Source organism: Pontixanthobacter rizhaonensis, from assembly GCF_012972675.1.
In the GTDB taxonomy this organism is placed as follows: Bacteria; Pseudomonadota; Alphaproteobacteria; order Sphingomonadales; family Sphingomonadaceae; genus Pontixanthobacter; species Pontixanthobacter rizhaonensis.
Genome location: NZ_JABCRE010000002.1, coordinates 1,397,472 through 1,411,685 on the forward strand (window position 1 = coordinate 1,397,472; position 14,214 = coordinate 1,411,685).

The following is a 14,214-nucleotide window of genomic DNA, read 5'->3' on the forward strand; positions in this document are numbered from 1 at the left end:
GAGCGGAAGGATAAGAGGATGAGATTTTTCGACATAAAATGCTTCACTGACGAAGCAACAGCAAAGGCCTATTACCGGAACGTTATTCGGGAGGACGACGAGGCCGCAGCGATCTTTGTTCGTGACGCCGGGCTACTCAGTCATTCGCACAATAACTCCCCTCCTCAGGACATTGGGCCGAACGAAAATGTGTATACCGTCATCCGTGTTCCCGTGGGAACCAAAGTCGCGGCAGATCAGATAACGCTGGAGAACACCGAGATCTGACCACCAACAGTCGGCATCATTCGACCAACACCACTTGCAAACACGATCAATCTCCGGTTCAAGCATCCCCAGCTATTGATGCGATATTCGCGCGCGGCGGAGGGGCTGCGCATAAAAGATAATGGACCGGAGACTGATCCACATGAAAATCAAACTATTCGCCGCGAGCGCAATGGCGCTCGCTCTTGCCGCTGGTACCGTCGCGTGCTCTGCCCCAGAGGCACCGCCGCGCGTGCTCAGTGAAGAAACGACAGCATTGTTCGCCAATATCCCCGCAGGCAGCGGCTATTTCGCCAGCGACAGCACATTGCCGTTCCAAGCGCCCGATTTCTCCAAAATCACCGAAGAAGACTACCTACCGGCCTTCCGTGAAGGGATGAAAATCCACACCGCGCAAATAGACGCGATCAAGAACAACCCTGCCGAAGCGAATTTCGACAACACGATTGTCGCCTTGGAAGTGTCGGGCGAAATGCTGGGCCGCGTTGCCCGCGTATTCTTTGCATTGACCGGTTCCAACACCACAGACGGTCTGGATGCGATTAACGAAGAAATCTCTCCTGAACTGACCGCCCACGGCGATGCTATCACGCTTGATCCGGTTCTGTTTGCCCGCGTGAAAGCAGTGTATGACAAGCGCGACAGCCTTGATCTGAATACCGAAGACACCACCCTTCTGGAGCGGACCTATGACGATATGGTCCATGCCGGCGCTTTGCTGACCGAAGAACAGAAGGAAGAAGTTAAAGCCATCAACACCGCGCTGTCTGAAAAGACAACCGCATTCGGCAAGATGGTGCGCGAGGCGACTGTCGCCGGTGCGCTGGTGGTTGATAGCCGCGAAGAACTGGCTGGCCTGTCAGACACCGATATCGAAGCCGCTGCCAAGGCTGCTGCCGAACGCGGCATGGCGGGTAAGTTTGTTATCCCGCTGCAAAACACCACCCAGCAGCCGCTGCTGCCAAACCTCGAAAACCGCGATGTGCGCGAGAAACTGTTCACCAACAGCGTCAACCGCGCGGATCAGGGCGGAGAGAATGACACCCGCCTGATCCTGGCCGAAATCGCCAGCCTGCGCGCGCAGAAAGCCGCGCTGTTCGGCAACCCTGACTGGGCCACCTACACCATGTATGACCGCATGGCGAAGGAACCCAAAACCGCGCTCGACTTTATGGAGCAAATGGTTGGCCCGCTGGCAGAAACACAGCGCCGCGAGGCCGGTGTTCTGAACGAGCAAATCAAGAAAACCGGCGGCGATTTCGAGGTGAAACCTTGGGATTGGTACCGCTATGCAGAGCAAGTCCGCAAAGAGAAATACGACCTCGATGAAGAGCAGGTAAAGCAGTATTTTGAGCTGACATCTGTGCTGGAAAACGGCATTTTCTACGCCGCAACAGAGCTTTACGGCATTACGTTTGAAAAGCGTGACGATCTGCCGGTCTATCACCCGGATGTGACGACCTACACCGTTTTTGAAGCCGATGGCAGCGAAATGGGCGTGTTCTATTTTGACCCGTTCCAGCGTCCATCAAAACGCGGCGGTGCGTGGATGAGCAACTTTGTCGATCAGACCTATCTCAAAGGCACCAAGCCTGTGATTTACAACGTGCTCAACATCCCGAAAGCTGCCGAGGGTGAGCCGCAACTGGTCAGCTTCGACAATGTGAACACGCTGTTCCACGAATTTGGCCATGCGCTGCACGGCTTCTTCGCAGACCAGAACTATGCCTCTATCTCAGGCACGGCCACAGCGCGCGATTTCGTGGAATATCCCAGCCAAGTGAACGAGATGTGGGCGACGTACCCGTCCGTGCTGCAAAACTATGCCAAGCATCACGAAACGGGTGAAACCATTCCGGACGAGCTGATTGCGAAGATCGAAGCGGCGGCCAAATTCAACCAAGGGTATGATTTTGGTGAAGTCGTGGAAGCAGCCTTGCTTGATATGAAATGGCACGCGCTGTCACCAGAGGAAGCAGCCGCGATCAACACGGTCGAAGCGGTGGACGAGTTCGAGCGTAAATCGCTGGAAGAACTCGGCCTCGAAATCGGTCTGGTCCCGCCGCGTTATCGCAGCACGTACTTCAACCACATCTTCTCCAGCCCGGCAGGCTATAGCTCCGGCTATTACTCCTACCTCTGGACGGAAATGCTCGACCGGGACAGCCGCAAATGGTTCATGGATAATGGCGGCCTGACCCGCGAAAATGGCGACCATTACCGTAAGACAGTGCTCAGCCGCGGCGGCACAATGGATTACTTTGAAATGTTCGACAATTTCGCCGGACGTGAGCCAGACGTAACCCCAATGCTGGAAGCCCGCGGACTTACGGGTAGCGACAAGTAACATTCTAGCAGTACAGAAAAGCCCCGCTTCTCGGCTGAGAGGCGGGGCTTTTTCTTTGGAACCTCTGGAATTCGCCACGATCTATACCGGAAATTAATATGGCGAGCAGTCTCTTGCCGCAGATATCTCGGGTTGAAAACTTCACCATCCGGTTCAGCTCACTGGTTCAGTAAGGCTGTCCATGTGATCGCGCCGACTATGCCGTCTGCTTGTAGATTATTATCAGCTTGGAATTGCATAACAGTGTCCAGCGTGTTCGGGCCAAACACGCCGTCATCGGTCAATTCAAGCAACCGCTGTAGTTCCTTAACGTAATCGCTCCGCGATCCGAAACGGACCAATGGCCGGTCACCCACGGCAATCTGTGTGTCTTCTGTGACATCACTATCAATCACAGTGTCACGGATGGCTGTTTTACCGAGCAACTTGGTCCATGTATTGCGGCCAACAACTCCATCAGCCGAAAGGCCTTTATCTGCCTGAAATGCAATCACAACATGTTCGGTCATGGGGCCGAATTCACCGTCGGTGGAAACTCCTAAATACCGTTGAAGAAAGCGGACATCTTCGCCGTCTGCCCCTTCCCGTAAAATAGGGCGGTGCTTGGCTTGGCCGACCTGTCCTTCATCTGTGTAACTGATCGCGCCCCAGAACTGCTTACCTAAATTCGCAATATGCTGCGCCTTGTCCAGCCGGTTAATCACTTGCCGGCAGTGGTACCAATCATTCTTGCTGTTGGTGAGATAATTTCCGACTTTGACCCCGGTAAACGTGCCCTTGATCGATCCCTCCATCAATATTCGGGTCGCGATGTCCTGATCCAGAACCCGTTCGGGATGGCTTACAATATCGACCCCTAACCGGCGTTTCCAATCCGTGTAGTTGGCCCGCCCGGTCAGCTGGACAAACCCTCTGCCGTGGAACCGGTTACCATCGCCGGGTTGCGTGTTGCCCAATACCCTACCGACCGGCGTTCCTGGACCATACCGTTCATTGAAATAGGCTGCACCGCCATATTCACTTATTGCTTCCATCGTGTGGGCAGTTTCATGGTAGGTTGTGCCCAAGAGATACGCCAACCAGCGATCACTTTTATCGGGATATTTCTCTTCCCAATAATCAATAATTGCATTGCATCCAGTCACATGCGTGGGCAGCAAGCTACCACCAAATGGTCTCTTCCTCACTTCATTGAAGAAAAATTCTCGATCAATATTGCCCATGACACCCCCGAAAGTAACATTTCCGAAGCCGCTATCATCAAAGAATATAGCGGCTTCCCGACTTCTGGAAACGAAAGACTGGAACGCAGGTTTTACTGCGAATCAACTATCTAAGACGCTCCTAAGCGAAACTTAACACACGAAAACGCGTTTACCAGCCTAACCAACCCGCACTGTTCTTATACCGTCGCCGGATCGAGCGTTACCGTCTTTGATGGAGCGTTCGGTACGCCAAAAGAGAAGCCCATTTCTCCGCATATCCGGATTTGCTTGAGGCAGCCGAACCGCCCCGGCTCTCAATCCCGATCGCTTCAATTGAGGATATACCTCGGTTTTACATCAACCACGAGTGACATGCAGCAAGGGTTTCATAACTGAGCCACTGGCTAACTTCCCATGACCGGCTAACCAACGCCATTGCACCTTTATTGCCGATCCATTCGCAGTCGACGCCCCACACGCGCTTGATCACGGCGCTGTCGAGGGCGCTTTTCCGGTTGTCATCCTGCACCAGCTCCCCCTTATCCAGCACCACAACGCGGCCCGCGTGGTTCATGGCTAGCGCGCGTGCCGCAATCCAAAACCGCCCCGCCCGTTAGTTCGGCTGCTAGACCAGTGTCTGTTCCAATGGAACGGTAATTCCAGCCTGCTTTGCGATCAAACCTACCCACTGGCTAATCTGATCGATTTCTTCCAAAAGCTGCTTATCATCAATCTGTTCAGCATCGGCAGAGAAAGCACCTCCAAGCTTCGCATGCTGAGAGAACACCGGCCCCTGTGACAAACTTGATATCAAACCGGCGGGCGTATTGATCTGCCAATGCGCCAATGCGGCTGCGAGTGTAGTTTCGCGGTCGGCATCGAATTTGTCTCCATCCAGTACTTTTAGGCGGGTGCTTGAAACGCCCTGCACTTGGTTGTTCATAAGCATCGCAAAGAAGCGCTGGTTGAGGAACCAGGCAAGGCCAGCCGTCTGCATATCGGTCATCGCAAAACTTTCACGTGGATCCATCCCGAAATCCATTCCAGCATAGCTTTGCAATTCCAGAAAAAGTTTGCGTGCCCAGTTCCGGCCCATCAACCCCTTGCGTGCCACGGACCGCAGGAACGATGGCATTGGGTTACTCATCAATATGGCGTGGCTTTGCGGACTTGATCGCAGCAGTGCAGGAAGCAGCATATTGGCATGGTTGGTCGGCTTAACGATCACAGCTTCCCCATCCCGCCAAGGCCGGGACAGCAAAGCGACAATTGGCCCAATGATATCCTGCAAGTCTGCTCCAGCATTGGTCATGCTCGGGACAATTGCAGGCTCGCTCAGACCTGCTGCGACACCCGGCGCGTCGACTGCACGCACCAGCAGGGTAGAACGGCAAAATGCAGTGTGAAAAATGAAATGTAGCGCCCCGGTTTGCGGGCGCATGGCTTTCACATCATCCCAAGAAATTGTCACGCGTTCAGATTGTGGTGGATCACGATCAGCCAGAAAGCCGCGGTCCGACAGACTTTCCCGCGCGATATACAAGAATTCCACCGTCTTGGTTGCCACATCAATCCGATGAGGAAGCCAAGAAGCGTCGTTTTCGATTGTTTGGATACTACTCATGCCGCTGGATTAGCGGATCATCCGATCTTAGCAAATGTCGGCGCGTGATCTACCAGCTATCTGATTGACAGCGCCTTGCTACCACTTTCGCCAAGCCAATCGATGTCCAACTTCCAGACTTCCGAAATAACAGCGTGCGACAACATTTTTTCAGCAGCCCCTTGCCCAGCAAAACTACCCTTATCAAGCACCACAACGCGGTCTGCGTGGTTCATTGCCAGCGCCAGATCGTGCAGCACGATCACTACGCCGGTTCCCGCATCGGCCTGTTTGCGCAAATGGCCGATCAACGCCAATTGATGCGCCAGATCGAGCGCGGCCAAGGGCTCGTCCGCCAATATCCATTCCGGCTGCCCCGCCAGCACGCGGGCGAGTAAAGCGCGGGCTTTCTCTCCGCCTGATAGCTGCGATATTGGCCGGTCTTGCAGCGCCTCCAGATCAAGCGCAGTAATGGCTGCATCCACGGGCTCGCGCGCTGCATCACGGTGCGGCATCCGGCCCAGCGCGACCAGATTGCGCACTGCGACATCCCATGCCGCTTCGCCATTTTGCGGCAGAAAGCCGATCTGTTTGGCCCGCTCTATGGGTGCCATGTCGGATAATGGCACTCCGCCTAGCTCGGCATAGCCATTGTCAGGGGTAATCAGCCCGCCAAGGCAGGACAGCAGGGTCGATTTGCCCGCGCCATTGGGTCCGCAAATCGCGGTGATCTTTCCGGGCTCCAGCGTGGCAGAAACATCGGCAATCCGGCCCGTGACGGTGATATTCTTGGCAGACAGGTTCACATTAGCCCTCCTGAATATCCGCGCCGCATCCGCAGCAGCAACCACAGGAAGAATGGCGCACCAATCAGGCTGAGCGCAATGCCAAGCCGCAGCTCTGTGATGGTCGGCAATATCCGCACCACGCTGTCAGCCACCAGCACCAGCAACGCGCCCGCAAGTGCGCTGGGAATGATCAATGCCGACGGCTTACGGTCGGTAAAGGGACGCACCAGATGCGGTACGATCAGACCGACAAAACCAATGATACCCGCGACAGCCACGCCGCTGCCCACGGTCAGGCCGACGCCCGCGATCAGCCAAAACTGAAGCACTCCGGGCCGCATCCCCATCGACCGCGCAGCAGCATCGCCAAGGATCAGCGCATCCAGATCGCGCCGGGCCATCAAGAAGCACAGGATGCCCGCCAATGTCAGCGGCGCGGCCAGATAAACCTCGCGCCAGCTGCGGTCGGTCAGCGCGCCCATCAGCCATGTGACAATCTCGCTCATGGCGAAAGCATTGGGCGCAAAACTGATCGCGAGGCTCATCATCGCGCCAGCCAGACTGGCGATCATCATGCCCGCCAGCGTGAACAGAGCGATGCCGCCCGTCCGCCCGGCAATCAACGCCAGCAACGCCATCGCGCCTGCCGCACCTGTCAGTGCGAAAATTGGAAGCAACCACGCGCTAGCGGAATAGCCGAACCAGAAACTCGCCACTGCGCCCAAGGCAGCCCCCGGCGCGATGCCGAACAGGCCCGGATCGGCCAGCGGATTGCGTAAATAGCCCTGCATGGCCGCGCCCGCAGCGCCCAGCCCTGCCCCGACAATAATCGCCAAAAGTGCACGCGGCAGCCGTAATTGTGCAAGGATTACTTCGGCATTGGGGGTGACCCCGAAATCCAGCCACACCCGGCCCGCCAACAATGACAACGGCAATGCCAGCGCAAGTAAAACGAGCAGGATCATATTGGCGCGCTTCATCCAATCTCTCCGCGAATGTGGCTCAGCCGGTCCATCATCCGGATGATCGTGGGCCCGCCGCAATAGAGCAAACTACTATCCAGTGTGGCCCGGTGGGTGTCCGGCAATTGGCCCAATACAGGGTGCTGCTGCGACCGTTCCTGCCCAGCGAGAAGGAGCACTTCGGGCGGATTGGTCAACATCCGTTCTAGGGATAGATAATCCGCCTGCTGCAATCCCATCGCTGCGCTGTGGCTGGTAAAACCGGCATGACGCAGAAGTTCACTCACCAGAGCGTCCTCTCCCGGCACAATGCCTGATGGCTGCCACAAGACGGCGCTGATCGCGTCGCCTGCCGGTTTGGCGTTCAGCAACGCTGCATCCACATCAGCCACCAGACGGTCGCCGCTATCCACTGCTCCGGCAAGCTGCGCCAAATCACGGATCTGGGTCCGTGCATCCGAAATGCTGGAGACAACGCCAAAGGTCACGACTTCAAACCCCAGATCGTCCAGCGCAGCGCGGGTTGCGGGCGGCATGAACGCCCCCGCGACAACGATATCGGGCTGGAGCGCGACCACTTCTTCCACCGTTCCGCCGGTTACATTATAACGGCGCGCCTTGGCCAAATCCATCGATGTGGAGGCCGCCGAATGGCTGTAATGCGAAATTGCCAGCAGCTGCTCTGGCCCTGCAACCTCCGCCAAAATGGCATCGGTGCAGGGGTTTAGGCTGACGATAGTGGGCTGCGCGCGCGCCTTTTCCGGTGGCTCCGCTTGTCCGCACGCAAACAGACTAAGGCTGCCTAAAAGAAGCCAAAGTCCGTTTGCAGATTTGGCCATCAGAACTTCGTCCGCGCCCCGACAAATGCACCCCGGCCAGCCGTGCCGAAGCCCGCCGCCGTTTGATAGTCCTCGTCCATCAGGTTCTCTACCCGGCCAAACAGCTCCAGATTTTCGCCCACGGGCAAAGCTGCCCGCAGAGTGAACAGCTGATACCCGTCAAGCCGCGCCGTATTGGACGCGTTATCAAAACTATCGCCGACCAAGCGGATATCCCCGCCGATGGTCAGACCATACAGCGGCGTTTCCCAATCAGCAGAGAAAGTCAGCGCGTGTTCCGGCCGGCGCGCCAGAACATTGCCTTCATTCGCCCCGCCCGCAGTGCGGTTTTCCGTATCGGTATAAGCATACGCTACCCGTACCCCGAATGTGTCAGACGGGTTCGCACCCGCTTCCAGTTCCACACCCTGCGCGCGGACTTTTCCGATATTGTCAAAGGTACCGAAGGTGCGCGGATTGTCCGGATCATTACAAATCGCGATCGGGTTCATGAAACAACCGATAAATTCGATCTGGTTTTCGCTGTCACGCTGGAACGCGGTTGCCCCGGCATAAAACGCATCATTCCGGTTGTTCCAAGCGATACCAAGATCGAAGCTGGTGCTTTGTTCCGGTGTCAGCGCCGCGTTGCCGAAATCGGAGAATAGCTGGAACAGGCTGGGCGCTTTGAAGCCTTCACCCACGCTGGCTTTAATCCGGATATCGTCTGCTATTTCATAACTGATATCAGCGCCGAAACTTGTCGCGCCGCCAAAATCCGCGTGATCATCATGGCGCGCGCCAATGTGGCCGGACAGACCGCCAAATTCGATGCCCAATTGCGCATAGGCACCGATGATGCGCGTTTCCTGCCGCGCGGTGAAATTGGTTTCGAGACTGGTCCATTCGCTTTCACCGCCAAAATTGACGATCAATGGCCCGATTGGGCGCCATTCGCCGCGCAGTTCGACACGGTCAGAATGGCCATCACTGGTAAAGCCGGGCGCGGTACCGAATGCAGGATTAAAGTTCTGCCGCTCTGTATCCGCGAAGGAGTATGACGCGGTCAGGAAAAGCGGCCCGTTGTCATAGGTGGCGCCGGTCGCAACCGAATATTGCTGCGTTTTGGAGAACTCGTCTGTATCCGCAAGCGCAAAAACAGGTGCCGGAAAACCGTCAATCTCCAGATCGCCTTCGGCATAACGGCCACGTGCAAACAGGGTAATTTCATCCGACAGATACAGGCTGGATCGGCCCGAAATGTCCCATTGTTCAAACCCGTCGGCCTCTGTTCCGCTGGCGGCGGAGGAGAAACCGTCTGTGGTGAGATAGCTGCCGGAAAGGCCCGCATAGAACAGGTCGGTATCGATCCCTCCGGCAGCAGTACCGAAGAACGTATCACGCGCGCCATATTCCGCACTGGCGGACAATCCGGTTTCCGCGCGAGTGGTGACAGCCAGCACACCGGCAACTGCATCGCTGCCCCAAATGGTAGAGTTGGACCCGCGCAGCAAATCAAGCTTCGCAATATTGCCGGTTTGCAAATTGCCAAAATCGAAACCGCCGCTGGGGGAAGCGGGGTCAGCGACACGCACGCCGTCGACCAGAACCAGCAATTGCTCCGCCTCCGCGCCGCGCACACGGACGCTGGTGACTGCGCCCAACCCGCCATTGCGGCTGAATGCCACACCCGGTGCGCGTTCGAGTACGCGGGTGATATCTGCGCCCTGCACCGCCTCGATTTCATCGCGGGCGATAATGGTGACCGCTTGACCAGTGTCTTCGACCTCTGACCGGCCACCCGTAGCGGTAACAGTGATTTGGGCTTCATCGATCTTAAACGCAGCAGTGCAGACCACATCTGGATCACCGCACGTACCTTGGGCAGCCACAGGCGTTGCAAAGCCAGTCACAGAACAACTCAACAATAACAGACATTTACGCATAATAACTCCATCATAAACGCTATCGCTCATGACAAAGACGGCGCACGTATTCGCGCCTCTTATATCTGCCCTCGGTACACCCCGCCCGCCAGCTCGAACGACCACCATGGGCAGGTCTCCTGGCTCCCGGATCATTGCGCCGCTTCCGCCTTCCCGGTCTGCCCAAACAGCATTCCAGTGGCATATTGGAGGCGGCCCTCCCCGGTCACAGTTGCGGGGGCAGCGGATGGTTTGGGGATTATCCCCGCACATCCTTCCCTCTTAGGTCTGCACTACACAGACAACCTATGACGTCGCGGGCCGGATAGGCTGCCTCCCTCATTGCTGCAAGTGCGAATTAACGAATTTTCCCGGCGAGGTAGCGAATTCGGCCGGTAAGAATTCATTCATCATGACGCTTAACGCTGTCTTGTCGCTGTACCGCTAAGGGACACTGACAATCTATGTGTCGCGCGCCCTTTGCGGCGATGATACGCGCGGAAGCGCGCCCCGATCAGCGGGGTATAGCCACGCAAAGCAAGGACGATATTGACCCAACCTGCTGCCCTTTCAGCGATTGAACGCACCGCCCGTTTTCAGGCTCGTATGAGCCAGAAGCGCGCGCCTGCGCATACTCGCCTGCAAGACCGATTGGGCTCGGCAATCAATTCTTTGAAAGGCATGAAGCATAGGGGGCGGCGATTGGCCGCACTGGGTATTGCTTTCGCCGTTCCTGCGATGGCCGCCGCGGCAGAATGGAAACCGTTCGAGGCCACAGCACCAGAAATCGAAGCAGCGCCCGAATTGGAACTGATGCCTTTTGAACAGCCGGGCAACAGTTTCCCCGGATCTGCCTTCTACTATCTGGAAGATGCACCGCGCGCAGCCGCCGGATTGGAAGAAACCGACCTTGCCGTTTTTGATATGTCCGGCACAGGCGAAACAGAGGCAAGTGAATTGGCCGCCGCACGCAATGCCGGCCCGGCCGCCCGCGCCTTTATGGCAAGCGGCGCTGGCATCAGTAAAGCGCGCGCGCTGCAATGCATGACCAATGCGATCTATTACGAAGCTGCCAGCGAAGCGATTGGCGGGCAGCGCGCTGTTGCTCAAGTGGTCCTCAACCGTGTCGCGCATCCCAGCTATCCCAACAGCGTGTGCGGCGTCGTATTCCAAGGCTCCGAACGCACTACCGGTTGCCAGTTCAGCTTCACATGTGATGGCAGTATGCGCCGTAAACCAGGCGCAGGCGCGTGGGCGCGGGCACAGCGTGTCGCACAAGATTCGCTTTCGGGCACAGTGTACGAACCGGTCGGATTGGCCACGCATTATCACACTGTATGGATTTACCCCTATTGGGCGCCAAGCCTGGATCACATCGGAACCATCGGTGCGCACCGTTTCTACAAGTGGAAGGGATCGGCTGGTAAGCCTGCCGCTTTCCGTGCGCGCTATTCGGGCAACGAACCTGCCGCGGCAGCCCGGACCCGCAATGCAACTGCGGACACCGCTGGTGATACGTCTGCACCCGATCCGGTCGCGCTCGCCAATGCCTATGAAGAAGCACGCTTGAAAGCTGTTGCAGAAGCCGAACGCAGCGCACCGGCACAACCTGCACCATCCTATTCTGCGCGCGTCGAAGAACGCGGCGGCGATGAAATCTTCCAAGCGGAAAATCTGCCGGACAGCAGCGGGGTAAAACCTGAATATGCCAATAGCGGGCGGTGGATCAACGATCCGGCCAAGGGGCAATAAGCCCCGAAAAGCCAATAGTTAACACTGCTGAAACCGTGAGTTGGAACAGTCTTTTAGCGCAACCCCGCTAATGGCTGCCCACCGATTAGAGATCAGATAGAGAGTTCCCCCGACCCTATGACTGTCCACTTTGCCGCCGCGCGTAACGCCAACACATCGCCGGTTGCGCGTGTTCTAACACGTCGCCCGATTATGCGCGTAGCCAATGATAATGGCCGGCTGTCAAACGGTCTGGGCCGTGACAATCCGCTGATGCAGGCAGCATTGCGGCATTTCGCCCAGCACGGATTATCTGCCGCTGAAGAAGCAAAAAAATCTGCGGAAGAGGCATTTTTCGCAGGGGACCGGGTAGCCTATGATTGGTGGGTTGGCATTTGCCGGACCATCGACAAACGGCTAGCTGCGGAAATTCAGCGTAAAAATTCAATCGGTTAGCCTTCTGGAACGGCCAATCGGAGACACCACGGTAAATCGCTAAAGCTGCGTTAACCAAAAAGTGACGCATATGCCCTAGAGCATTTTACATGATCAAGGGTGTCCCCTTTGGACTTGTCCGAAAGTTCAAGTCCCGGTTTATGCGAACTGACCCGCTCTCAGAGCGTGTCCGTCGCACGTTGGTGCGTACCCTTTACACGCAGCCATCCAGCCTCATCATTGGCGCGTTTAACGGCATCGTCTCAAGCGGTGTCGTAGCCTATTGCAGTGGGGAATTCTGGCTGAATATCACGTGGGGCATCCTATGTGTCATTGCCATTGGCAGAATCCTATCAGCGCGTTCATTTTCCACCGAAAGTGAGGAGCAAAGCACCTCCCGCATGGAAATCGCCTATGAATTGGGCGCTTTCAGCTATGCTTTAATCTTCGGTATCATAGCCGCTCAAACCATTATCATGGATATCGGCGCACCGCTCGAAGTTCTGATGATTGCCAATGCGATGTGCTATGCCGTCGGCATTTGTGCGCGGAATGCGGGACGGCCCGTTATTGCCTTAGGCCAGCTTGGTCTGGTGGTGGCCCCTGTGTTTTTTGCAGCGTTGTACATTGCGTCGCTGCCGTTCATCTTCCTGGCTATCAACATCGCGCTGCTATTGCCTGCCATGGCATCGATCACCCTCAACGTTTTCAAAGTATTGCGCGATTCCATCGGCGCGGCGGAAACCAGCGGTCAGTTGGCAGAGAAGATGCGCGTATTGGCCCGTACCGACGTGGTCACCGGCCTCGCCAATCGCGCCGGTCTCAACCAAGATATTGTCGAAAAACTGATGCACGTGCGCGACGGTCAACAAATCGCATTGTTCTGGATGGATTTGGACCGCTTTAAGGAAGTCAACGATTTGCTCGGCCATCCGGTCGGAGACCGCGTGCTTCTGGAAGTCGCCAGCCGCCTGAAGGAAGTTGCGCCAGACCACGCCACAGTATCACGTTTTGGCGGCGATGAATTTATCATCTTCTGTGAGGTCGCAGACCGCAAGGAAAGCGAACGTCTAGCCAGCGAATTGCACGCCGAGATTATGCGTCCCGTCCGTATCGACGGGGAACGTCTGGAAATCGGTGCTTCAATCGGCATCGCCTTGCTGCCTGATGATGGTCAAGACGCGGATGCTCTGATGCAAAATGCCGACCTCGCGCTGTATCATGCCAAGGTCAATGGCCGCCGCCAGTCCTGCTTCTACGATCAAACGATGAGCCGCGATCTGGTTCGTCGGCGTGAAATCGAGGCAGAGCTTCGGTCCGCCATTGTCAAAAATGAACTGTCGATCTTCTTCCAGCCGATTATCGATCTGGATACCGGCCGGATCAAGACATTCGAAGCGCTGGTACGGTGGTTCCACCCTGAAAAAGGCGAACTGAAACCGGATGAATTCATCCCCGTAGCGGAAGAAACCGGCGTCATTGTCACATTGGGCAACTGGATCACAGCGCAAGCGGCCAAGGCTGCGGCGCAATGGCCAGAGGACGTGACCATCGCGGTCAACCTATCACCTTTGCAGATTAAAGCACCCGGCGCGGCGCTGGGGATCATGAATGCCCTGCGTGAAGCCGGCCTTGATCCATCACGCTTGGAACTGGAAGTAACCGAAAGCCTGTTCCTCGACGATCACGGCGCCACCGAACACTTTATCGAAGAACTGTCAGCCATTGGCGTGCGGTTCGCGCTTGATGATTTCGGCACCGGCTATTCCTCGCTTGGCTACATTCAAAAATACCCGTTCAGTAAGATCAAAGTTGATCGCAGCTTCGTGTCCGGCCCCAATGTCGGCAAGAAAACCGACGCGATTATCCACGCGGTGGCAGAGCTTGGCTCCAAACTGGAAATGGACATTGTGGCCGAGGGTCTTGAAACAATCGACCAGGTGCGCACCGTCCGCGATGCCGGTTGTACTCTGGGTCAAGGCTATTACTTCAGCCGCGCTGTACCCGATTATCTGGCCGCGATGCTGCTGTCTCAAGAAGAAGACACACGCATCCGTGCGACTGGCTGAATTGCTTCAAGCCACCTTACAAATTCCCGTTTACAAATTCCCGACTTTCCATCGGTAGCGATTA

General features: G+C 56.4%; 12 protein-coding genes and 1 riboswitch. Of the genes, 5 read left to right on the top strand and 7 right to left on the bottom strand.

The features are described 5' to 3' along the window. The first annotated feature begins 18 nt into the window (after positions 1–18). Together HKD42_RS06625 and HKD42_RS06630 are read left to right on the top strand one after the other, a co-directional pair. Entirely contained in the window at positions 19–267 is a 249-nt protein-coding gene (locus tag HKD42_RS06625; RefSeq protein ID WP_170011473.1) for a hypothetical protein, read from the top strand. A gap of 142 nt (positions 268–409) precedes the next feature. Continuing rightward, the gene (locus HKD42_RS06630) at positions 410–2,614 is read left to right on the top strand and encodes a M3 family metallopeptidase (protein WP_170011475.1); all 2,205 of its coding nucleotides are present in this window, start codon (positions 410–412) and stop codon (positions 2,612–2,614) included. A gap of 158 nt (positions 2,615–2,772) precedes the next feature. Here the strand turns inward: HKD42_RS06630 and HKD42_RS06635 are convergent, their stop codons facing one another. From HKD42_RS06635 to HKD42_RS06665, 7 genes are all read right to left on the bottom strand, one after another. Next, a complete protein-coding gene (locus tag HKD42_RS06635; RefSeq protein ID WP_170011487.1) occupies positions 2,773–3,837 on the bottom strand; it encodes a peptidoglycan-binding domain-containing protein in 1,065 nt (354 codons plus the stop codon). A 334-nt stretch (positions 3,838–4,171) separates the two neighbouring features. Further along, on the bottom strand, positions 4,172–4,393 hold the full coding sequence (locus HKD42_RS06640; RefSeq protein WP_170011489.1) for a hypothetical protein: 222 nt from the start codon (positions 4,391–4,393) through the stop codon (positions 4,172–4,174). Between the two features lie 51 nt (positions 4,394–4,444). Further along, positions 4,445–5,443 (bottom strand): hypothetical protein, encoded by a 999-nt coding sequence (locus HKD42_RS06645; RefSeq protein WP_170011491.1) that lies wholly within the window; start codon positions 5,441–5,443, stop codon positions 4,445–4,447. A gap of 56 nt (positions 5,444–5,499) precedes the next feature. Then, positions 5,500–6,228 (bottom strand): ATP-binding cassette domain-containing protein, encoded by a 729-nt coding sequence (locus HKD42_RS06650; protein ID WP_170011493.1) that lies wholly within the window; start codon positions 6,226–6,228, stop codon positions 5,500–5,502. Continuing rightward, a complete protein-coding gene (locus tag HKD42_RS06655; RefSeq protein ID WP_170011495.1) occupies positions 6,225–7,190 on the bottom strand; it encodes a FecCD family ABC transporter permease in 966 nt (321 codons plus the stop codon). Before HKD42_RS06655 ends, HKD42_RS06650 begins: the two co-directional genes overlap by 4 nt. Beyond that, positions 7,187–8,011, bottom strand: coding sequence for an ABC transporter substrate-binding protein (locus tag HKD42_RS06660; RefSeq protein ID WP_170011497.1), 825 nt, complete (start codon positions 8,009–8,011; stop codon positions 7,187–7,189). Before HKD42_RS06660 ends, HKD42_RS06655 begins: the two co-directional genes overlap by 4 nt. Continuing rightward, the gene (locus HKD42_RS06665) at positions 8,011–9,903 is read right to left on the bottom strand and encodes a TonB-dependent receptor plug domain-containing protein (protein WP_343042225.1); all 1,893 of its coding nucleotides are present in this window, start codon (positions 9,901–9,903) and stop codon (positions 8,011–8,013) included. The genes HKD42_RS06660 and HKD42_RS06665 overlap by 1 nt, the downstream gene beginning before the upstream one ends. Positions 9,904–10,028: 125 nt before the next feature. Continuing rightward, positions 10,029–10,240: riboswitch (cobalamin riboswitch) on the bottom strand. A 224-nt stretch (positions 10,241–10,464) separates the two neighbouring features. Between HKD42_RS06665 and HKD42_RS06670 the strand changes: the two genes are divergently transcribed. From HKD42_RS06670 to HKD42_RS06680, 3 genes are all read left to right on the top strand, one after another. Continuing rightward, entirely contained in the window at positions 10,465–11,667 is a 1,203-nt protein-coding gene (locus HKD42_RS06670; protein WP_246236776.1) for a cell wall hydrolase, read from the top strand. 117 nt (positions 11,668–11,784) lie between these two features. Continuing rightward, the gene (locus HKD42_RS06675) at positions 11,785–12,102 is read left to right on the top strand and encodes a hypothetical protein (protein WP_170011499.1); all 318 of its coding nucleotides are present in this window, start codon (positions 11,785–11,787) and stop codon (positions 12,100–12,102) included. 140 nt (positions 12,103–12,242) lie between these two features. Next, entirely contained in the window at positions 12,243–14,150 is a 1,908-nt protein-coding gene (locus tag HKD42_RS06680) for a putative bifunctional diguanylate cyclase/phosphodiesterase (RefSeq protein WP_170011501.1), read from the top strand. The last annotated feature ends 64 nt before the right edge of the window (positions 14,151–14,214 follow it).